This window comes from Chitinophaga pinensis, from assembly GCF_007896845.1.
Classification (GTDB): Bacteria; Bacteroidota; Bacteroidia; order Chitinophagales; family Chitinophagaceae; genus Chitinophaga; species Chitinophaga pinensis_C.
The window spans coordinates 161,798-184,689 of sequence record NZ_VOHS01000001.1 but is presented as its reverse complement, the minus strand read 5'-3'; the positions used below and the strand labels follow the sequence as shown (position 1 = coordinate 184,689).

Annotated in this window: 12 protein-coding genes; 4 read left to right on the top strand and 8 right to left on the bottom strand. The window is 45.1% G+C overall.

Annotated features, from left to right (window positions below):
* The first annotated feature begins 427 nt into the window (after positions 1-427).
* Both FEF09_RS00765 and FEF09_RS00760 read left to right on the top strand, forming a co-directional pair.
* The gene (locus tag FEF09_RS00765) at positions 428-2,536 is read left to right on the top strand and encodes a peptidylprolyl isomerase (protein ID WP_146302938.1); all 2,109 of its coding nucleotides are present in this window, start codon (positions 428-430) and stop codon (positions 2,534-2,536) included.
* A 144-nt stretch (positions 2,537-2,680) separates the two neighbouring features.
* Positions 2,681-3,184 (top strand): DUF2480 family protein, encoded by a 504-nt coding sequence (locus tag FEF09_RS00760; protein WP_146302936.1) that lies wholly within the window; start codon positions 2,681-2,683, stop codon positions 3,182-3,184.
* A 3-nt stretch (positions 3,185-3,187) separates the two neighbouring features.
* Here the strand turns inward: FEF09_RS00760 and corA are convergent, their stop codons facing one another.
* On the bottom strand, positions 3,188-4,312 hold the full coding sequence (gene corA, locus FEF09_RS00755; protein ID WP_146302934.1) for a magnesium/cobalt transporter CorA: 1,125 nt from the start codon (positions 4,310-4,312) through the stop codon (positions 3,188-3,190).
* 243 nt (positions 4,313-4,555) lie between these two features.
* Between corA and FEF09_RS00750 the strand changes: the two genes are divergently transcribed.
* The gene (locus FEF09_RS00750; protein WP_146302932.1) at positions 4,556-5,563 is read left to right on the top strand and encodes a hypothetical protein; all 1,008 of its coding nucleotides are present in this window, start codon (positions 4,556-4,558) and stop codon (positions 5,561-5,563) included.
* A 570-nt stretch (positions 5,564-6,133) separates the two neighbouring features.
* Positions 6,134-6,685, top strand: coding sequence for a type 1 glutamine amidotransferase domain-containing protein (locus FEF09_RS00745; RefSeq protein WP_146302930.1), 552 nt, complete (start codon positions 6,134-6,136; stop codon positions 6,683-6,685).
* A gap of 74 nt (positions 6,686-6,759) precedes the next feature.
* On the opposite strand, the gene FEF09_RS00740 is transcribed toward FEF09_RS00745, so the two are convergent.
* The 7 genes from FEF09_RS00740 to gltB form a co-directional block, all read right to left on the bottom strand.
* Positions 6,760-7,125, bottom strand: coding sequence for a septal ring lytic transglycosylase RlpA family protein (locus FEF09_RS00740; protein WP_261387274.1), 366 nt, complete (start codon positions 7,123-7,125; stop codon positions 6,760-6,762).
* Positions 7,126-7,183: 58 nt separating this feature from the next.
* Positions 7,184-9,487: a BamA/TamA family outer membrane protein gene (locus FEF09_RS00735; protein ID WP_146302927.1), complete on the bottom strand. Its 2,304-nt coding sequence runs from the start codon at positions 9,485-9,487 to the stop codon at positions 7,184-7,186.
* A 1-nt stretch (position 9,488) separates the two neighbouring features.
* Complete coding sequence (locus FEF09_RS00730) at positions 9,489-14,561, bottom strand: translocation/assembly module TamB (protein ID WP_146302925.1); 5,073 nt, start codon at positions 14,559-14,561, stop codon at positions 9,489-9,491.
* Between the two features lie 180 nt (positions 14,562-14,741).
* The gene (locus FEF09_RS00725; protein WP_146302923.1) at positions 14,742-15,356 is read right to left on the bottom strand and encodes a hypothetical protein; all 615 of its coding nucleotides are present in this window, start codon (positions 15,354-15,356) and stop codon (positions 14,742-14,744) included.
* A 75-nt stretch (positions 15,357-15,431) separates the two neighbouring features.
* Positions 15,432-16,052, bottom strand: coding sequence for a hypothetical protein (locus FEF09_RS00720; RefSeq protein WP_146302921.1), 621 nt, complete (start codon positions 16,050-16,052; stop codon positions 15,432-15,434).
* Positions 16,053-16,239: 187 nt separating this feature from the next.
* The gene (locus FEF09_RS00715) at positions 16,240-17,715 is read right to left on the bottom strand and encodes a glutamate synthase subunit beta (RefSeq protein WP_146302919.1); all 1,476 of its coding nucleotides are present in this window, start codon (positions 17,713-17,715) and stop codon (positions 16,240-16,242) included.
* A gap of 33 nt (positions 17,716-17,748) precedes the next feature.
* Positions 17,749-22,278 carry a glutamate synthase large subunit gene (gltB, locus tag FEF09_RS00710; protein WP_146302917.1) on the bottom strand — a complete coding sequence of 1,510 codons (4,530 nt, stop codon included), beginning with the start codon at positions 22,276-22,278 and terminating at the stop codon, positions 17,749-17,751.
* Between the last annotated feature and the right edge of the window lie 614 nt (positions 22,279-22,892).

The following is a 22,892-nucleotide window of genomic DNA, read 5'->3' as shown; positions in this document are numbered from 1 at the left end:
TTTTAAGAAGATATTGGACAACTTTTGCCAGTTTTTTAACAGCCAATGTGGATAAACTACAACTAAAAAGTTATCACAGGTTGAATTTGCTTTTTTAGCTTTACATGAATCTTTTTACACAATTTTATGTGAATGAAGATTTTGCCTGCCTGTGAATTGTGAATAACCAAACACATGTTTCCTGAGCAGCCGTTTTCCTGAAATAATGGTCTGTAGCCGTATTAAAAAATTCCTGGGTCCAACAAACAACCTGGTACAAAAATCATGACAAATGTGGATAACCTGTGAATGACCTCTGAACCAAAATTCACCATAACATGGCGCAAACCCTTTACTGTATTGGGTTTCGGTCAATAAAAACCTTTTTGTAGTTACAGTTATTTTATTATATTTTTGCTTTCCTTAAAAAATTTAGACTATATAATATATGTCAGTTATTCAGAAGATCAGGGATAAATATGCTGTGGTGATCGTAGTAGTGATCTGCCTGGCTATTGTTAGTTTCCTGTTGCAGGACGCCTTTTTCGGCAAAAACTCTCTTATTCGCCGCTCCACAACTGTTGGTAAAGTAAATGGCAAGGAACTCGAATTCACCGAGTATCAGCAGATGATTAAAAATGCTGAGGACAGAATGCGCATGTCTAACGGCGCTCTGAACGAACAGATCACTCAGCAGGCCCGTGAATCAGCATGGACTAAATTCCTCAGCGATAACATCCTGAGCGCTCAGTACGAAAAACTGGGTCTGGCTGTTACCGAAGAAGAAATTAAAGACCAGTTCACCGGCAAAAATCCTAGTCCTATTATTACTCAGCAGTTCACTGATGAGAAAACCGGACAGTTTGACCGCGCGCGTATGCAGCAGGTACTTGCCAGCATCAGCCAGGATAAAACCGGTCAGATGCGTGCAGGACTCCTCCAGCTGGAAGAATACATTGCTCAGTCAAGAGTATCTGAGAAATATCTTTCCCTGATCAAACAGGCCGTATATTATCCTAAATGGTTAGCTGAAAAGCAAATCCAGGATAACGGACAGACTGCATCTATATCTTATGTATCTGTACCATACGCCTCTATCGCTGACTCCACTATTAAAGTATCTGACAGCGATCTGAATAGCTTCATCAACAGTCATAAAGAACTGTTCAAAGTAGAAGAATCCCGTAAAGTTGATTACCTCGCTTTCAACGTGATCCCTTCTGCTGCTGATACAGCTGCCACCCTGAAAGTCCTCGTGGATGCAAAACAGGAACTGGACACTATCAGCAATACCGATATCGCAGCTTTCATCAACCGTAACTCAGACCTGCCTTATTATGATAGTTATGTATCTAAAAGCGCACTGATGGTTCCGCAGAAAGATACACTGGTTACTTTGCCGGTTGGCGCCGTATTCGGTCCTTATTATGATAATAACCTGATCGTTTATGCTAAGATGATCGATCGTAAAACTTTACCGGATAGCGTTAAAGTACGTCATATATTAATTGCTACCCAGAATCAACAAGGCGGTGGCTTACCTGATTCACTGGCTAAAGTACGTATCGACAGTATCGAAGCTGCTGTAAAAGGTGGTGCTGACTTCAAAGCACTGGTTGAGCAGTATACTGATGACGTTAGAAGCAAACCTACCGGTGGTGAATATGATGTAACTCCTTCTACCGACTTCCTGAAAGAATTCAAAGATTTCGCACTGGAAAAAGGTAAAGGTTCTATCGGCGTAGTAAAAACTGCTGCTGGTTACCATCTGATTGAAGTACTGGAACAGAAAAATATCGGTTCTGCAGTGAAACTGGCTTACCTCGCTAAACCAGTATCTCCCAGCCGTGAAACAGATAGCAGAGCTTACGCTGAAGCAAACGAATTCGCTTCTAAAAACCGTGACGCTAAAACTTTCGAAAAAACTATTCAGGAAAAAGGTCTTAACAAACGTATCGCTGATAACCTCCGCCCTATGGATTTCGTAATCCCAGGTATCGGTCAGGCACGTGAACTCGTTCGTTGGGCTTATGATTCTGATAAAGGTGCTGTAAGCAACGTATTCACTTTCGACAATACTTATGTTGTAGCTGTACTGACTGCCGTTCGTGCTGAAGGTACTGCTCCGCTGGAAGATGTAAGACCTTCAGTTGAAGCTGAGGTTAGAAAACAGAAGAAAGCTGCTCAGATCATCGAAAAAATCAAATCTCCTGCTTCCCTGGCTGATGTATCTAAAGCTACCAGTCAGCCAGAACAGAAAGCTGATGGTATTGGCTTCGGCACGCCATTCGTTGCCAGCATGGGCTTCGAACCCCGCGTTGTAGGTGCTGCTTTCAATAAAGCATGGGGTACTGCTAAAGTTAGCGCTCCAATTGAAGGTAACGCTGGTGTGTATGTACTGAAAGTTGATAGCTATCAGGCAACTCCGGGTGGTCAGGATCCTGCAAGCGTTAGCCGTGCTTACGAACAAAGCATGCTGTCTTCACTGGATGGCCAGTTATTCACAGTGCTGAAAAAACTGAGCAAAATCGAAGACAACCGTAGCAAATTCTTTTAAGGAATCTTCAAATAACTGATTATAACAAAAGCCCCGGGTCTAAGCCCGGGGTTTTTTGTTTATAGACCTTATACATCGAAAGTCATCAATATAGTTTCGGATCGTAGCTCCATTTTTTAGTAAATTTGTAAAAAGTGATTTACTATGGAAGAGATTGTAAATAAGGTAGCACAGAGTGGAATCATTACACTGGATCTGGAAGATTACTATCCAAAGGAAGAAATAGTGGAGTTTGATCTGAAACCATACCTATTTATGGAGATGATCCTGAAAGAGAAAGACTTCCGTACCGCATTACAGGAACTCGACTGGGAACAATACCGCAATAAAAATGTCGCCATCTTCTGCTCTGCAGATGCCGTTATACCTTTCTGGGCTTATATGCTCGTAATGACCTACCTTGAATCTGTCGCTCATTTCGCCGCTTTCGGTGATAAAAAGCAGATTCACCAGACGCAGTTCATGAAAAGCCTGGGTGCTATTGATGTGAACGAATACGTGGATAAACGTGTCGTAATCAAAGGCTGTGGGGATAAAGGTGCCGGTGAAGCAGCCTATGTGGAAATCACCCGTCTGCTGAAACCTGTGGTAAAAAGCCTGATGTACGGCGAACCCTGCTCTACCGTACCTATCTATAAGAAGAAATAATTCTTAAAACCAACGCTTCTTCTTGAATAACAGAATCATTCCAATCAACATGACCAGCATGAAACCCATGGTGTAGTAATACCCATTTCTGGTATGCAGCTCCGGCATATTGTCGAAGTTCATACCATAGATCCCCGCTATGAAAGTCAGGGGCGCCATGATGGTTGTAACGACTGCCAGTACCTTCATGATCTCGTTCATCTTGAGGTTGAGCTGGGTATGATACAAATCCTGTACGTTCAGTATCATATCACGATAGTTCTCCGCAAGATCATTCGCCTGAATAATATGATCGTATACGTCTTTGAAATACTTGGTGGTCCGCTCCTCCAATAAATCGCTGTCACTTTTCAGAAACCCGTTTACCAACTCTCTCACAGGTGCAATTGCCCGTTTGAACAGCAGTAACTCCTTGCGCAGGAAGTTTATTCTGGCCTGTGCACGGGTATTGGCCTGATGTTGTACAGCGTCTTCCATCAACTCGATCCTTTCTCCCAATTTCTCTATAATGAGATAATAACTGTCTACAATGGTGTCTATCAGTGAATAGCAGAGATAATCTGCGCCTACTGACCGCATTCGTGAGTTATTGATCCGGAGTTTCTCCCTCACATGATTAAATACATCTTTTTCGACTTCCTCCTGAAATGAGATAACGAAGTTCTTTCCCAATACAATGCTGACCTGTTCCTGATCAACGGTACAGTTCTCCGCGTTGAAATACATCATGGGAAGTAAACAAAACAGGTGATCTCCTATTTCATCCATCTTAGCCCGCTGTCCCACACTCATAATATCGTCCTCCAGCAGGATGTGAACGCCCAATTCAATACAGATCCTGTGTACGGTCTCTTTGTTAATACCATCTACATTGATCCACACCGTATTCTTACTATCAATATGTTTGAAGATCTCGTCCACTTCGTTCCCTGCTAAGGTCACCTCCTCGAAATGTGTATGACTGTAGTTAAATATGGTGATCTTCTCACAAACAGACGGTTTTCTGGTCAGCGGACCGGTCACCGGATTATAGTTCATCAACCGTTGCTTCCTGACCTTGAAAGGGTTCAGTGTTTCTAATACATCCTGAATAGGCTGGATGGGTAGTATTCTATTTGACCTTGGCATTTATGGACTGATTTATGCTGCGCTATTTTAAAGTTAACTTAAAATAGGCGTAACGCTGATTTAACAAGTTGTCTTTATCTTAGAAAAAATAAGACTACCTACAACTGTTCACATAATAATGATTATCAGGGATAACTGCTCCGCTTGTTAGCCAGCCCACCGGTAATGCCATGCTATTATGCTGACATCAGTTTATATGGATAAAATTAGAATGCTTTAAATAACTGGTGAAATAAAAGGTATATGCGTGTATTAATTATTGTGATTGCCACTTTATTGATTGCCATTTGTGTATTTAGTATCTACGAATGCAGACAGAAACCTGGTGCTCCATCTCAAAATGTGCTGTCATGGTATGTACCCGGCGTCAACAAACTGAAAACGAAAGTGGATAACCTATGTAATGCACTGGCTACCCATCAGTCATCAGCAACTGTACAACAGGCTTTCTGTGAATCACGACTGGCTTATAAGGAGATAGAAGTACTTGCAGAATATTTTAACCCATTTACAGTACAACTGATCAATGGCAAAAGTGATGATACTACTGCCAATAAAGAAGGCAAAGCCTTTCAGCAGATAGAGCGTCTTTTATATCCTTCATTACAGATTGCAGATACACAAATGGCTTATGTGGAAGCGCGTAAACTCGCAGCTGCTGTGAATACGCTTGTACAGGAAAATGAGCGCCCCGCTCCTACAGATGCACAATTATTTGACGCAATGCGTCTGGAACTTGTAAGAATCATCTCACTGGGAATCAGTGGTTTTGATTCTCCGGAAGCATGTGAAAGTATGAAAGAAGCTGCGGCTTCATTAGAAGGGGTCAGACATCTGTGGAACCTGTATGCAGATCGTGTGAATATCTATAATCCCTCATTGGTAAAATATACAGAAGAATTGATGACGGCTGCCGCCCGGCAATTATCTCACGGAGACCGGAATCATTTCAACAGACAGTTGTTTATCAGCGATTACATGAATCATCTGTCGATCAATCTCAAACTGTCAAGAGAAGCGTTGTCTATTCCTTATGATGATGATACCTACGTTCTGGACCCTGCAGCTTCCAATATTTTTGCAAGAGATGCTGTGCATCCATTGTATGTATCTGCAGATGCTGTGCAGGATTCAATGGGTAGTAATGATCCGTTGTATGAAATAAACGGACAGCAATTCAGAGCCAGTTATATGTACAATTTGCTGCAGCAGAATGGTGCACTGAATACAGTCGCTGTTGATAACAGATAAAAGAGAAACTGCCGGCGAAGAACTCACCGGCAGCAGATTGGCTATTTAAGACTAGGATATGGAAGACGATGTAATAATGTTGTGGTCAGCGTTAGCAGACCGCGCAAAAAATACACTCCGTAAATGCTTACGAAGCTAACTATGTTGTACAAAAAAGGGAATTAATAGAGATTGGATATATAACAATTACTCAGCTTTCTCTCACATTACTTTACATTCACAAAAACCATTTGCAGTAAACCTCTGATCTAAATATGCATTCTCAGATGCGTTATAGCAAGTGTCGCGTCTTTTAATGAGAATAAGGTAAAACTGATTGCGATGCAAGTAACATTAGCCGTATAATAATTCCAAAAAAAATAGAACAATCAGGCGATAAATGTGAGTTAAATGAGTAATCTAAACATTACTCTGAGTAAATAAATGCACAACGAGCAAGTTGATGTTCATACACCTATATGAGTTAATTCCTTTGCTGGCGCGGATTTCCCAATAGGAACCGTTTTTGTTGTTGATAGATAGTAGTCCGAACAAGTATTATTACCTAAAAAACCATAAAACGGAAAGATTATGGAAAACAAACTCAGTAATAAGAAGGTCGCCATTCTTGTGGCTGACGGCTTTGAAGAAGTTGAATTTACACAGCCACGTGAGGCATTGCAAGAGGCGGGTGCGCAGATAGATGTAATTTCGCTACATGATGGAGAAGTGAAAGCCTGGGCTGAAAAAGACTGGGGTAATACTTATCCTGTTGACAAAACAGTTAATCAGGCAAATGCGAAAGATTATGATGCGCTGGTCCTGCCGGGTGGTGTAATGAATCCTGATCACCTGAGAGAAAATCAGGACGCAGTTAATTTTGTTTCCGGCTTTTTTGATGATAGTAAACCGATTGCTGCTATCTGTCACGGTCCATGGACATTGATAGAAACAGGTGAACTGAAAGGCAGAACGGTTACTTCTTACCCTTCCCTGAAAACAGATCTGACAAATGCAGGCGCTAACTGGGTTGACCAGGAAGTAGTTGTGGATAATGGACTGGTGACCAGCCGTAATCCGAACGATTTACCGGCCTTCTGCAGAAAGATGGTGGAAGAAATAGGTGAAGGCGTACACGCCTGATATGTTTTAGGTTTCCAATAAAAAAAGGCGATACCAGATGATGGTGTCGCCTTTCTCATTTATGAATGCCTTCGTTATTTCTTCTTCTTGTATTTTATCTCCACAGGAGCTACGCCTGTTGTAAGCATGCCGATACGCTTTGCTGCTTTCTTTGACAGATCTATCACTCTACCTTCAGCAAATGGTCCACGGTCATTGATACGAACTTTTACCGAGCGACCATTAGCCACATTGATAACAGTCACTTTGGTTCCAAATGGCAGAGTGCGATGTGCAGCTGTCAGCCCACCCTGTTTGAATACCTCTCCGCTGGCAGTTTTGCGGCCTTCAAACTTGTCAGCATAATAAGATGCTTTGCCTGTTTCTGTGATCTTCCTGCTGCAGGAGGCTAATAAAAATAATGCACTGAGCAGGAGCATTGTGTTGCGTGTATATTTCATTGTCATCATAGGTCATTTTAAAAAAAAGGGCGGGGTATCCCCGCCCAAGGTAAAGAAATCAGAAAGGATATCCAATCGCAATATTCAGAATGAGATTTTCTTTTCGCCAGTCAGGATCGCCGAACTTAATATCTTTTATGACCCATCTTTCATCAGATGGCAGCCATGGTTTACGCAAGGGGAATGCGAGATCCAGTCTTACCACTATAATAGAGGCATCTACACGAAGACCGGCACCTGCATCTACCGCTATCTGATTACCAAAAGTGCTTGCCTTAAACTTACTGCCCGGTTTAGTCGGTACATCCTGTTTGAGCCAGATATTACCTGCATCTATGAATACAGCTGCATTAAAAATGCCTGTCAGTTTTGCGCGTAACTCGGAGTTATATTCCAACCTGATATCCCCTGCTTCATTCGCGAGGTACTGACTGGTACTATCTCTGTATGAACCCGGACCCAATGTTCTGGCACGGAAGCCACGAAGACTGCTACTACCTCCAATAAAGTATTGTTTTACAAAAGGTAGTGTGGTAGAGTTACCATATGGCATACCAAAACCGGCATACAGGCGATTTACCCATGTGAGTTTCCGGTTCAGTTTCCAGTAATGACGCAGATCGGCTGTCAGTCTCACATATTGTGCAAAAGGAGCACCGATGATTGTCTTAGCGCTGTCTTTCTTTGGTATGATCAAACCTGCCAGATTACCGGAATAATCCAGATCACCATTCAGATAAAAACTATGCACACGATTGTCCGCCTGATTGTTGAAAGTGATACTGTAATTTCCTCCCAGTATGAACTGTTTTTCAATAGCTGCCCGCTGGCTGGGATCATTCAATAATATACTATCATAACCTGTTGTAGTACTGGTAGGCAGTACGTAGGTAATGGCTACCGGCGACCACTTATGTTCCAGATATTGTGTTTGCCGCCAGATATACTGGAACTGGAATGAATAGGCGTTCAGGTTATACAGCTGGCTACGGCTGAACAGCTCATAACTCAGGCTGATACGGGTGCGGGGCACATAAGGTGTCTTTACATTAAAATTGAACAAAGGTTGCCAGAAACGTGGAATCGTTACCGCTGCTTCTGCTTTGATATTGTAAGAGTTACCACCTCTCAGTGTTGTATTGTTGGCCGTAGTACGTCCGCCTACCTGCCATTCCAGACCACCTGCCAAAGTGATTTCCAACAGATTGGCAGCATGCAGCCAGTTACGGTTGCGTGCAGTGATCCTGACTTCAGAACCGGCAAAGTTGTTTGATTTTGAGGTTCCTCTTAACTCGGCGGATAAACTTCTGCGTGGGTAAGGTGTCAGGAAGAAGCTGGCATTCAGCTTTGAACTATCTCCTCTTACCGTACGGAATTGCCCTTTAACAAATTTAAAAGTGCCAAGGTCTGTCAGACGACGCAGGGTTGTGCTGTGATCACTTAGTCTGTACAGACTATCCGGTTTCAGGAACACGGAACGGTCAAAGACACTGGGTCTGAATTTCTTAGTAGAATCGACGATCCTGATATGATGATATTGTACCGGGGTACCTCTGCGACTGAGAGAGTCATTATCCAGAGAGTAGTTAGGATACAATGTTATATTCTTCATCCTGTATTGCTTTCGTGCAGCTATAGGGGTTTCGTCTTTGACCTTGAGATAGAGGTCAACCATGCCATTGTTGGTACTATCCACTTCTACCAGCAGGTGATCAGGTGTAAAGTAATAGTAGCCCTGCTCCTTTAATATATTATGTACACGGTTTCGTTCTGCTACGACACTATCCAGCCGGTACGGACGGTTCAATTTCAGGGAGCTTCCCTCCTTTGCTGCAGCCACTGCTTTACCCAGATCACTGCTATCCGTTTCGTAAGTCACGCTCTTGATACGGTACCGGTGATTCGGTGTAACGGTATAAGTAATAGATGCTTTTTTCTTTCCGCTGTATTTGATCTCGGAAGCTACCGCAGACTGGAAGAAGCCATTATCAACCAGATACTGTTCCAATACATTGGATGTATAATCTGGTTTCGCACTACTTAATAATACAGGCGGTTCTCCCCACTTTTTCCGCAACAGATAGTTCAGCCCTTTTCCTTTAGGCTCTTTTCCAAGATTATAGAACCAGAGCCTGAAGGGCATACCGGCAAACTTCCGGTTTGTCTTTGGTCTGGTCTGACCGCTCATTTCTGCGGATAGGGTGCCATAGTCTCTTGGCTTCTTTCCCTCCCATTTTATCGTGGCGCCTGTATACAGGCGATCGTTTTCGGGGACGGACTTAGTCGTGCTACAGGCGCTGATGCACAGGGCAACCAGAGCTGCAATAACAGTGGATGATATATGGTTGTATCCTTTGATCATTTTATTTTTTGGTCACGGTTTTCTTATTGCGGAGTCTTTCGGTTTTCTGTTGCGATTTCGCTCTGTGGAATATTTCCCGGAACTCATCGTAATCCATGATCAAAGCAAAGGCAACGCCTGTTTCTACCACCTGTCCTTCTATCACAGTACTGTTGTCATTACGCTGATATACTCTTACACGGTAACGACCATCTTTTGTGAGTTTATATTCGATAGAAATATCCCCGACGAGTGAAGATGGATTAGCTTGATTTTCACCTTGCAACATCACATTCGAACCCACAGACACAGACAGGCGTTCATTGAACAGTTTTTTGGAGGCGCCCACTTTCAGGTTGGTTGTTTCCTGTGCGGAGCCGGAAGAATAGTCTTCTCTTGATTCCACATCAAAGTTCAGATCCACTCCTTTAATCAGGTTACCAGCAAGGTTGTTCAGTTGTTGTGACAGGATTTTGCTCACACTCTGGCGGGCCATATTGCTTACACCAAAGTCTCCACTACCACCACCATCACCGGCTAATGGATCTTCAGGAATGAAACTGTTGAGTACCAGTAAGCCCATCACCTGTTTATTCAGTTCAGATGGTATCTGGTTGATCTGTTTGAGACGGTTGTATACACTTCCACTAAATGCATTCTGTTCAGATTCCGGCATATCCAGTTCGAAGGAGATTTCCGGTTTCATCATCTGCCCCTTGATACGGAGGTATACGTAGAATGGTAGCTTCTGTCTGTACCGGTTTCTGTCAGTCTCAGACATATTTGGATTGGATAACTGGTCCTGTACGAGATCGGCGGCTGTTGCATTAACCGTATAACGGGCCGTGATATTCAGATCAGCATCCATAGCGTCACCACTGAAGGTAATGGTGCTTCCTTTTTCAATGCTGAAAGAACGTTTGATCAGCTGATTGAGGGACATTTCGTATTTACCCTCTGAGATCTCATAACGTCCGGTCAGACTCATTTTCTGACTGGCGTCCAGAGTGGCATTGATACTTGCTGTACCCTGTGCCTGTACATAATCGCCGTTCACCGGATCGATGATGATCTTAATAATTGACTCCGGTGTAATCTCTGCATTACCGGAAAGGTTGATGCCTGTCAGACGAGGATTCTGGAAGCGAAGGCTATCCGCCATTCTGATCATCGCAGAATCTACCGGATTAGATTTATCTACAAAAACCATCACCCCTTCCCTGTTAGCTACGCCCGGTTCTTCAGATGGCAGGGTGATTGTAACTTTTGACTTGTCTTTGAGTTTGACGTTCGCGTCTACTCTTGGAAGATCCATATTGCCTCTTACGGAGATACGTGTATCAATAAACGCCGGACCATAATATAACTGATCAGGATCTTGTTGTTCGCCCAACACCATGAAATTGTCGGAGTTCACGGTAAGGTTGAAATTGTATTTGGTAAAATCCCGGGTATTGACACGACCGTTGACAACCATTTCATTACCAAGGCTGTCCGCTACAACAAACTGGTTGAATTGTATGCCTCTGTCATCCAGCAGGATATTTTCATCCGGCAGGGTAAGCGGTGTGCCTACATAAGTGATCGTACCACCTGCATTATTGAAGTGAATGTTGCCCAATACTTTAGGCTTGTCTGTTGTACCGGTAACCGTAAACTTACCATCTGCGCTACCGTGCATACGGCTCACATTTCCGAAGGTAAATGCCTCGATAGAGGCCATGTTCAGGTTATTGATATTAACAGTGGCGTTGATTGTGGAATCGTAGGTGCCGTCTACATTCACATCATTCTGATTACCAGTCAGATTTGCAGCCAGTTTATACTGTCCGGGCTGTGGGGTTTCTACATTAGCGTCCAGAGTACCTACAGAGGTTCCTCTGAATACCAGTGAATCTATTTTCAACTGGCTCTTCACCAATGGAGATTTATCAAGGTTGCTCACATTTGCTTCTGCATTTAAGATACCGTTTGCCAGCAATGTGTCGGCGGAGAGCAATGCTGTAATAGTGGACAATTTAAAATCTTTGATAGTAGCTCTCAATGGAGGCAGTGTACCCTGACTGCTATCTCTCAGTGTCTGCACCTGAATAGACTGATTCTGATAAGAAAGCGTCATCTGGGCAGTATCAGGGCCGCCATTCACCAGTCGGATATGATTGCCCTCATCTACTTTCCATTGCTGTTTGTTCAGCAGCAGGTCTGTTTTTAGCGACAGATCCATTGCATTGGCAGGAAGGAAAGTTACATAGCCACCCAGTTTATATTTGGGGGTTCTTTTAATATCGTCCAATAAAAGATCCCAGTCCACTTTACCTGCTGTTGCACCTGCTTTCAATTGTGTATGATTCAACGGGGCAATCGGATGATACAGGCTTGCCATATCCACCTCTGCTTTCAGTGACGTATCAACAATCTGTGCTGTGATATTCACACTATCTACCCGAACAGAGTCATATGTCAATTTCAACAGGGATGCGTTCAGGGCGATCAGACTACTGTCTGTATTCAGGCGACCGGTAATGAGTAAAGGTTGCTCCATACGCAGACCAGGCAGCATATTTTTTAAACTGCGGGGCCAGGAGATCGCTGCATTCCACTGAAGTATCTGACCCGGAGGTAATTGTACCAGCTTAGCACTATCGTAAGGTTGTAAAGGCTTGTTGATCAATTGTCCGAAGGCGCCTCCTACTTTGGTATAATCTACCTGTCCGTTGGCATGTATAAATCCGAATGGGCCTTCCAGTGAGAGATATTGTTGATCGGAATATTTTGCGGTCAGTGCAACGGTGTCGATGGGAAATACCTGTCCGTTGGTGGCAATCTGCCAGCCATGCAGGAAGGCATTACCTTCCAGCCTTTTAGGATCGAGGCTGCTGAAGTCAGCATTCAGATTACCTTTCAGCATTAAGGGATCAGTATACCAGTTGGTGGCATACAGATCTGCTTTATCCATCTGCAGGTTGGCCTGTAAAGAACTGACACTGGTATCATTCAGAGTAGCATTGACATCAAAGTTCATAGTAACGCTTGTATCTGTGGTCTGGCCTTCCGCGTGCAACTGTTGCTTGTCGATATCGCCGCTGACATTGATACCATGGTAAGTGTAGCCGTTATAAGTTGCTTCATCCAGATTCACAGCAGCTTTTGCGATCATACCGGGGAAAGTATATCCTTGTCCGCTTGCCTGCATTTTCCCACTGAACCATCCCATTGTAGTATCATACATCAGTATGCCGGGGTTAACCCTGAAGGAAGACAGGTTCACGTTATAACGGGCACGGATGCTATCGGTGATATTCACAAGGTGTGCGGCCAGACGGGCATTTGCAGAACTACTGGTCAGCTGTAACTGTGTTTTGATGTCCTGCATACCACCCAATACATTACCGGTGATAATCAGATGTTCCGGTAGTCTTGGTGTATCCGGCATAGTGCCCGGAGGCAACCATGATCTTAGTGCTTTGTTGCCGGATTCGATATAGACGGATGGCAGATTCGCGGAGAAATGATCCGGATCGGCAGCATGGGCTACTTCTCCGTTGGCGCGTATGCGGTTTCCTTTATTATCAACTACCCGCAGGGTTTCAATAATTAGTTTGCCGATACTGCCTTTTATGGCAGCCGTGATATCGATCTCTTTGTCCCACAATGGTTTCATTGATGGGTTTTTCCGGGAGTCGGGTACAAAAGGCAACCATTCTCCTAAAGTAATATGTGAAGAATCGATGTCAGCTCTGAGTTGCATCAGATCCATATTGTCCGACATGGTTTCCCACGATGGTACCGTTACAGCGATGTGTTTTCGCAGGAGGCTTTTGTTGGTCTGGAAGAACATATTCTGTAATGCCAGTGACTGCGGTGTAAAGAGTACATCGAAGCGGCCTTCTTTTACTGCAAAACCGGATTTTTCTTTGACTTCCAGTCTCTTAAGTACTGCTTTGATGGTGTCTGGTTTGTAAACGATATTGGAAACAGCAGTATTAAAGTTATAAAGGAAGAGATGGTTATAATCCGGATCAGTGCCTGCTCCTCTTGGGGCAGGTGCGGTATTATTATCGAATTTGACGTCAACATGTTCCAGTTCTGCTTTGGTAGCCAATACTTTCCATGTATTGGGAGCGGTACTGTCTGCCGGAGACGGTGTGGAAGTATCTTTTGCTGCGGATAGTGTAAATACGCCGGCCACATTGCCCATTTTCAGTCCACCCAATTGAACAAGGGTAGAGTCCATATCAATATTGGAGTTCTGTAGTTGCAGATCTCCGATGCGCCATACGGTAGATATCCCACTGGCCTGATCTGCATAGAGGAAGGCACTGTTCTTTATCTGTAATTTTTTAAGGAGCAGATGGAAAGGCGTACTGGCGGTATCAGTCGGAGTTGGCGGCGGAGCAGCAGACGTCAATGTTTTCGGGCGATACTCCTGTGTGTATAATCCTTTCAGTCCGTCTACTTCTATGCCCCGGAATGCGTAGAGTCCTTCGTCGAGGAGCAGGTCATCCGGGTCTATATGTAAGGATCGTAAATAGATGATAGCATTCATGCCTTCTTCTGCATCCGCGAAGCGCAAGCGTATTTTGGAGAGGCTGACATCTTTGATGTTAAACTGCAAAGATGTACCTGTCTCTGCAGATAGGGTATCAGGAATGCTGTCTTTTGTAACGAACGCATCCACAATGAATTGATAGTTATAGACACTGTCTCCCTGATTACGGTATACATTGACCAATACTGAGTCCCATTCCAGTCCGTTTACCTGTAACTCATTGTTGAGAAATGCCAACAGATTGTACCTGACTTTCAGGGAGCCGGAATAGAGTAATGCTTTGGAGGTGGTATCAGAGACATAGACATCTCTTAGTTCGAGGTATTGCCATCCACGCATGCGTAGATAGCCGATGCGCACGTCGGTATGGAGTTTCTTTTTCAGATACTGTTCCCCTTGCCGGCGGATAAAGTCCTGCACGGGTTCCAGTTGTAAAAGCAATACTGCCATAACGGGGAGTATCAACAGGACGACAAGCGCCCACAATAACCATCGCCACCAGGGACGACCATGATGTTTTTCTTCGTTTGTAGATTGATCTGTCACTATGAAAAAGGTTACTTACAGTAATTTCCTGAAATAAAACGCTTTAGGGCCATTCTGGTTTACAGGGTTAAACAAACAAATACTATACCTGCTGAGTTGGAAAAATATAAAAAAAGCGTCCTGTTACTCACAAGACGCTATAAATTTAAAAAGCTGTATATCAAGTCTGTTGATGGAATATCACCAATTCGGCGTATTCCGCTGGTTGAATTTCTGCACATAATATACTAATCTGGTCTTATTCTGCTTGTCATCATTGAATTCACGCAGTAAGGCGGTATCCTGCGGAAGAATGTAACGACGCAGATTAAACAGCGTCAGATCATATACATCGCCGGTAACCAGATTAAGTACTCTTTTGTCTGCTGCCGGAGGCGGTGTATTTTCGAAGACCATCCCTCCGGTCGCCCTGTTCACTGGAACGGAAGTGATAGCACTGATGCGATAAATGCAATAGTAGCCGATCTCTTCCAGTTTATTCAGACCATTATCTTTTATATAGATCGTGGTTCCGTCGGAATAGCCCCAGAATTTTTTGACTTTCTGTTCTTTGCCGGTTGAATCAACGATCCGCAGTTCATTAGGGGCAGACAGCAGATAGACCTGTGCTGCCGGCGTTTTATTTTTTACGACCAAATTTCCGGTGATGGAAGGCGTATTTGCCCTGAATTCCTGAAATGTTTTATAAATGCCCTTTTTGTACTGGTGTGTATCGTAAACTGTATTGCCTACCTGAGCGGAAGTGTGATGCACGATTGCTGTGCAAAACATGAATAAAAGTACCAACTGCCTCATAGGCAACAAATGTACTGTTTTTAGGGAAGGCATTTATTACTTCGCGTTTTGTCTTTTGGGACCGGGCAGCGACGATTACAAAATGGGCACTTTTATATCGCTGGGGTCGAGACGTATTTTACCATTTACTACATTTTGTTTCTTCAGGTCGATCATGATGCCTTTGGCAACACGTTGATAGATACCTTCATCTGCGCCTTCATAGGCAGCGGAGAGTTTAGCAGACCATACCAGTTCTATGGCATCAGTCAGTGTGATATTGAAAACGTTGATCAGTACGGAACGCTGACTGAGTGACCTGTCGGCCTCCGGGATACCATTGCTGAAACCCCTCCTTTTTTGGATCGCTTTTTCTTCAGACACGGTTGGTTTCAGGCGCATGATTGCATCAGGTTTCCAGCTTTTTGCTTTTTCCAGTGCAACGTTGACATCTGTTTTTGATGGATCTCCGAGGAATTCATATTTACATTCGATTTTCTGGTCTTTGAAGTATTGGGTGAGTTCCTGTGCGAGATTCTGGGAGTACATACGAACCTGCATATTTCCTTCTGCCACAATCAGGATCTTCTGATATTGTTTAGGCGTCTCCAGTTTGTCTTCTACGGGTTCGAGTGTATAGCCAGCCTTTTTTTTGTATTGAGAAAATGTAGGAAGTACGAACAGTACGGCGATAGTAAATAATAGAAATGCTCTCATGGGTAAAGGGTAAGGGATATATGATTTATAGCTCAAATATATATACAAATTTGAGACAGATGATTAACGGAGCATTAAGGGAAAACAAAAGGCCGGGTAAAAACCCGGCCCGGCTGAAGGTTACAACAAAATCTAAACCTGCTTATGAGAATCTTTAGATTATAACTTGATCCGCAGCAATGGCTATTTACACAGCCATTGCCTGCAGAGAATGATCTTTACTTTCAAGCTGTGATGCACCCATCAGAAACTCATCCACTTTTCTGGCGCATTCACGTCCTTCACTGATTGCCCATACAACGAGGGACTGACCACGGCGCATATCGCCTGCGGCAAATACCTTGGAGATGGAGGTCTGGAAGGCTTTCTCACCTGCTTTCACATTGCCACGCTCGTCTCTGTCTACACCCAGTTCATCCAGCAAGCCGGTATGTTGAGGGTGTAAGAAACCCATAGCGAGGAATGCCAGCTCGCAAGGGATCTCCTGTTCAGTACCCGGAACTTCTTTAAAGCTACCTGGTCTGCCATCGGGACCCAATGCCCATTCAAGCTTCACTATTTTTAATCCTTTCAGATTGCCGTTTTCGTCGCCTACGAATTCTTTTGTGCCGATAGCCCATTCACGGGTAGCACCTTCTTCATGTGAGGAAGAGGTTTTCAACACCATAGGATAAGTTGGCCATGGCATATACGAAGTACGTTCACCCGGTGGTTTTGGCAAGAGTTCCAGCTGGGTGACGCTTACTGCACCATGACGGTTAGAAGTACCTACACAGTCAGAGCCGGTATCACCACCACCGATTACAATCACGTTCTTACCACCTGCGAGAATGTCTTCACCTTCTACTTCGCGGTTGCCTACACGTTTGTTCTGCTGTTTCAGGAAGTCCATTGCGTAATGAACACCTTTCAGCTGACGGCCCGGGATACCCAGATCACGAGGAATGGTAGAACCACCAGCCAGTACGATCGCGTTGTATTCACGCAGCAGATCGTTCACACCGATATTCACACCTACGTTTGCGTTACACTGGAATACCACGCCTTCTTCTTCCATCAGTTTTACACGACGGTCGATCACCCATTTCTCCAGTTTGAAGTCAGGGATACCGTAACGCAGCAGACCACCTGGCGCATCGTCTCTTTCGAACACGGTTACGTTGTGACCCGCATAGTTAAGCTGTGCTGCAGCAGCCAGCCCCGCAGGACCTGAACCGATAACAGCCACTTTCTTGCCGGTACGTACTCTTGGTGTTTTAGCCTGTACGAGACCTTTGTCAAATGCGATCTCGATAATATGGCGTTCGATTTCTTCGATTGCCACCGGAGGCTGATTGATACCCAGTACGCAGGCGCTTTCGCACGGAGCAGGACAGATACGACCTGTGAATTCCGGGAAGTTGTTGGTACTGGTTAATATTTCGTATGCTTCTTTCCAGTCTTTGTGATACACCGCATCGTTGAATTCAGGGATCACGTTACCCAGAGGGCAACCGCTGTGGCAGAAAGGAACGCCGCAGTTCATACAGCGCGCAGACTGTTCATTCAGCTTTGATTCTGAAAACTTCTCTACGAATTCATTATAGTGTTGGACTCTTTCCTTTGCAGGAGATTTGCCCGGCAGCTCCCGGGTAAATTCCAGGAATCCTGTTGGTTTGCCCATTTGTCTCTTTCGTTAGGTGGTGTTAGAATGTTACTACTTCTCTACTTTCTGTGCAGCAGCCTTGCTTGCCTGCAAAACAGCCTTGTATTCTTTCGGGAATACTTTCACGAAGTGACGCAGCTGATTTTCCCAGTCTTTCAGGATGAATTTGGCTACAGTACTGTTTGTGTAAGCATGATGCTTGGTGATCAGGTCCTGCAGTTCGGCTGCGTCATCCTGATCCAATGGATCGAGGTCGATCATTTCCTTGTTGCAACGTCCTGCAAAAGAACCATTTACATCATATACATAAGCAATACCGCCACTCATACCTGCACCGAAGTTGCGGCCTGTTTCACCGAGGATGACTGCTTTACCACCGGTCATATATTCACAACCGTGATCGCCTACGCCCTCAGTTACGATAGTAGCACCGGAGTTACGAACGCAGAAACGTTCACCAGCCTTACCGCGGATATACGCTTCACCGGAGGTTGCGCCATAGAAGGCAACGTTTCCTGCGATGATATTTTCTTCTGCTTTGAAGCCAGCTTCAGGAGAAGGGTACAGTATCAGTTTTGCACCTGACAGACCTTTACCGAAGTAGTCGTTTGCTTCACCTTCCAATTCCAGTGTCACACCTTTGGTGTTGAAGGCACCGAAGCTTTGTCCGGCAGAACCAACGAATTTGTAGTGGATAGTATCTTCCGGAAGACCTGGTCCGCCGTAACGTTTAGAAATCTCGTTACTGAGGATGGTACCGATAGCTCTGTCCGTATTTCTTACAGGGAACTGTTGGAATACACGTGCTTTCTTTTCCAGTGCCGGCTGTGCTGCTTTCAGCAGTCTCCAGTCGATCACTTCGCTGATGCCGTGATCCTGTTCTTCCTGTTTGTACAGTCCTGTTTCTTCAGCAGCAGGTTCTCTATATAATATAGGAGACAGATCGAGTGATTTGTATTTCCAGTGAGAGATGTTATCACGTAACTGGAGGCTGTCTACCTGACCTACCATCTCATTTACCTTGCGGTAACCGAGGTCCGCCATGATCTCACGGAATTCTTCCACGAGGAATTTGAAGAAGTTCACTACGTGATCAGCGTTACCATTGAAACGCTTGCGCAGTTCAGGATCCTGGGTTGCAACACCAACAGGACAGGTATTCAGGTGACACTTACGCATCATGATACAGCCTTCAACAACCAGTGCTCCGGTAGCAACACCCCATTCTTCTGCACCCAGAAGGGTAGCGATAGCGATGTCGCGGCCTGTTTTCAACTGACCGTCGGTCTGTACGATTACGCGGCTACGTAATTTGTTCTTAACCAGCGTCTGATGTGTTTCAGCCAGACCCAGTTCCCAAGGCAGACCTGCATGTTTGATAGAGCTGATCGGAGAAGCACCTGTACCACCGTCATAACCGGCAATCAGGACTACATCCGCTTTTGCTTTGGCAACACCGGCAGCGATGGTACCTACACCCGCTTTGGATACCAGTTTCACGCTGATACGAGCAGCGCGGTTGGCATTCTTCAGATCGAAGATCAGCTGAGCGAGGTCCTCGATGGAATAGATATCGTGGTGCGGAGGAGGAGAAATCAGACCAACACCTGGTGTAGCGTGGCGCACTTTAGCGATCCAGTCATCTACTTTATGACCGGGCAGCTGGCCACCTTCACCGGGTTTAGCACCCTGTGCCATCTTGATCTGGAGCTCGTCTGCGTTAGTTAAATAGTTACTGGTTACACCGAAACGTGCACTTGCTACCTGCTTGATGGCGGAGCGCATGCTGTCTCCATTAGGCAGTTGCTCGTAACGCAGTTCGTCTTCTCCACCCTCACCGGTATTGCTCTTCGCGCCGATACGGTTCATTGCGATTGCCAGTGTGGAGTGTGCTTCGTGAGAGATGGAACCAAAGCTCATCGCACCGGTAGCAAAACGCTTCAGGATACTTTCAGCTGATTCAACTTCATCAATAGAAACAGAAGGACGTGTACGTTTGAAAGTGAAGAGGCTACGAAGGGTAGCTGCTTTTTCACTCTGGTCGTTTACGGCTTTAGAGTATTTTTTGAAGGTGCCGTAGTCATTCATACGGGTTGAATACTGCAGCAGGTGGATGGTAGTTGGATTGAAGAGGTGGAATTCACCTTTTCTCTTCCACTGATAGAGACCACCCGTAGTCAGGCGCTGTACAGGTGTTTCCTTACGGCCATAACCCATCCAGTGTTTCGCCAGTGTTTCACGGGCAATTTCATCCAGCCCCATACCCTGTATACGGGATACGGCGCCAGTAAAGTATTTGTCTACAACCTGACGGTTGATACCTAATATTTCAAATATCTGTGCACCCTGATAAGATTGCAGGGTGGAGATACCCATTTTAGAGAATACTTTCAACAAACCATCACATACAGCCTTGATGTAGTTCTTTTTCAGCTTATCTACATCCAGAGACGTTTCCAGTTTGTCATACAGTTTCATGTCGCGGATAGTGCTCAGCGCGAGGTATGGGTTGATGGCAGTTACGCCAAAGCCCAGCAGACAAGCGAAATGATGCACTTCCCAGACATCGCCGGCTTCCACGATCAGACCAACCTGGCCGCGATAACCTTTGCGGATCAGGTGGTGGTGTACTGCGGAAGCGGCCAGTATGGAAGGAATTGCTGCGTGTTCAGAGTCGATCGCCCTGTCAGACAGGATGATTACTTCGAAACCATCTTCTACGGCATCTACCGCATAGCGGCAAAGACGCTGCAGACCTTTTTCCATGGAGCCCGGTTTACCGTCGGCTCTGAAATAAGTATGGAGTGTTTTAGCCTGAAACAGACCGGTATCTATACTACGGATCTTTTCCAGTTCGAAGTTGGTCAGGATCGGATGACGAAGCGCCAGACCGTGACAGTGCAGAGGATCTTCGTCGAGCAGGTTGCCATTGTTACCTACATAGGTAGCGAGGGACATTACCAGCTTTTCACGGATCGGATCAATTGGTGGGTTGGTCACCTGTGCGAACAGCTGTTTGAAGTAGCTGGTCAGGTGCTGTGGCTGATCGCTCAGTACAGCGAGGGGAGCATCCGTACCCATGGAGCCTACCGGTTCTTTACCATCCAGCGCCATTGGAGCGATGATGGTATCCAGATCTTCGGTGGAGTAACCGAAAGCGCGCTGGTATTTGAAGATCTGATCGTGTTCCAGATGGGTGAAAGTAACCCTTGGTTCAGGCAGTTCTTCCAGGCGGATCTTATATTTATTCAGCCATTCACCATAAGGTTGCTGAGAGCAGATGTTCCTTTTCAGCTCTTCATCACCGATGATACGACCCTGTTCCATGTCCACGATGAACATCTTACCGGGTTGCAGGCGGCCTTTTTCTTTTACGTTTTTAGGATCTATTGGCAGTACACCTGCTTCAGAAGCCATGATCACGCGGTCATCTTTAGTGATAACGAAGCGGGCAGGACGCAGACCGTTACGGTCCAGAGTACCACCGATGATCTTACCATCTGTGAAGGAGATACAAGCCGGGCCATCCCATGGTTCCATGAGAGAGGCGTGATATTCGTAGAATGATTTCTTCACCGGATCCATGTCGTCGTTACCGTCCCATGCTTCAGGGATCAGCATCATCATTACATGTGGCAGGGAGCGGCCGGAGAGCATCAGTAACTCAACAACGTTGTCCAGACTGGCGGAGTCAGACTGACCTTCTTCTACCAGTGGCAGGAGCATGTCCATTTCTTCCTGAGAGAAGTATTTGGACACGAAGTCTTTTTCACCGGCGCGTAACCAGTTCAGGTTACCCTTCAGGGTATTGATTTCACCATTGTGCGCAATATAGCGGTACGGGTGAGCCAAACGCCAGCTTGGGAATGTATTGGTCGCAAAACGGGAGTGGATCAGCGCGAACGCGGATACCATTTTCTCGTCACTCAGGTCGGCATAATAATGACGTACCTGGTAAGTTGTCAGCTGACCTTTATATACGATTGTTTTTGTCGAAAGGGAGGGAATGTAGAAGAGCGCCTTCTCTTTTGGTACGGTATTGCGAACGGTTTTGGAAACGTAGTTGCGCAGTACAAAGAGCTTGCGTTCGAATATATCGTTGTCCGTAATATGATAAGGACAGGCGATAAATACCTGTTCAATTTCTGGTTCTACAGAAAGAGCGCCTTCGCCGATCCCATCGGGACGTACCGGCACTTTACGGTAACCCAGTATTTCTAATCCAAGTTTCTCGGCCGCACGGTCCAGTATCTCGCGACACTCTTCGCGCCAGCGAGGTTCCTTTGGAAAGAAAATCATACCTACACCGTATTTTCCAAATTCAGGGAGGCTAATGCCGATTTTCAGGCATTCGTCGTACAGGAACTCATGTGGTAACTGGATCAGGATACCTGCTCCATCACCTGTGTTTTGTTCGTAACCACACGCACCGCGGTGTTCCATGTTTTCCAACATGGTCAGCGCATCCCGGATGATCTGATGCGATTTACGGCCCTTGATGTGGGCTGTAAAGCCTGTTCCGCATGCATCATGTTCAAATTCCGGGTGATACAGTCCTTGCAATTGCTTCACTTCTTGCATTCGTTTAGATTTTTTGACCTTGGCACACCTTCCCCGCTTACTCCAGGCGGTTGAGGTACCGTAATTGTTTCGGGAACGGTATAAAGATACTAAAGGAAGCCGGTATTTTTTACGAAAGTTTTTGTATAACCCCAAAAATTTAGAAAAGATTAAAAAAGTACAGGTATTCGTTAGAATTAAATAAGGAGCGACCGGATATGTGCCCTTTTTGGGGGCTTACAGGGTATTGTTGGATTAGGAAGATGTTTAATGTGTTGGGGATAAATAAGCGGATATGTGCAAAAAAAGCAATTGGATGGAGGGGAACTTATCTTGTCCCGGAAGATGACAAGCAATTTGTTTTCAAAGGAATAGCCCGGAAAAGATTTGTATATGGAGAAGTTGTTATACTATGAGGGTGTTTCAGGGAGTAGCAGCATGGAAGTGGTTCCCTTAGGACGTAGCGAGGGAGTACCCGGCTTATACCCGAAGTATACATGCTTCATACCCGGAGTATAGGTGGACTTGATCACCTTTATGTATTGACTATCAGTGTTTTGTATTGGTAGCTGTTGAAGTTGGTATAGATATTGTTGCAACAGGAGCCCATAGGACACATTTCTACCTATTAAATC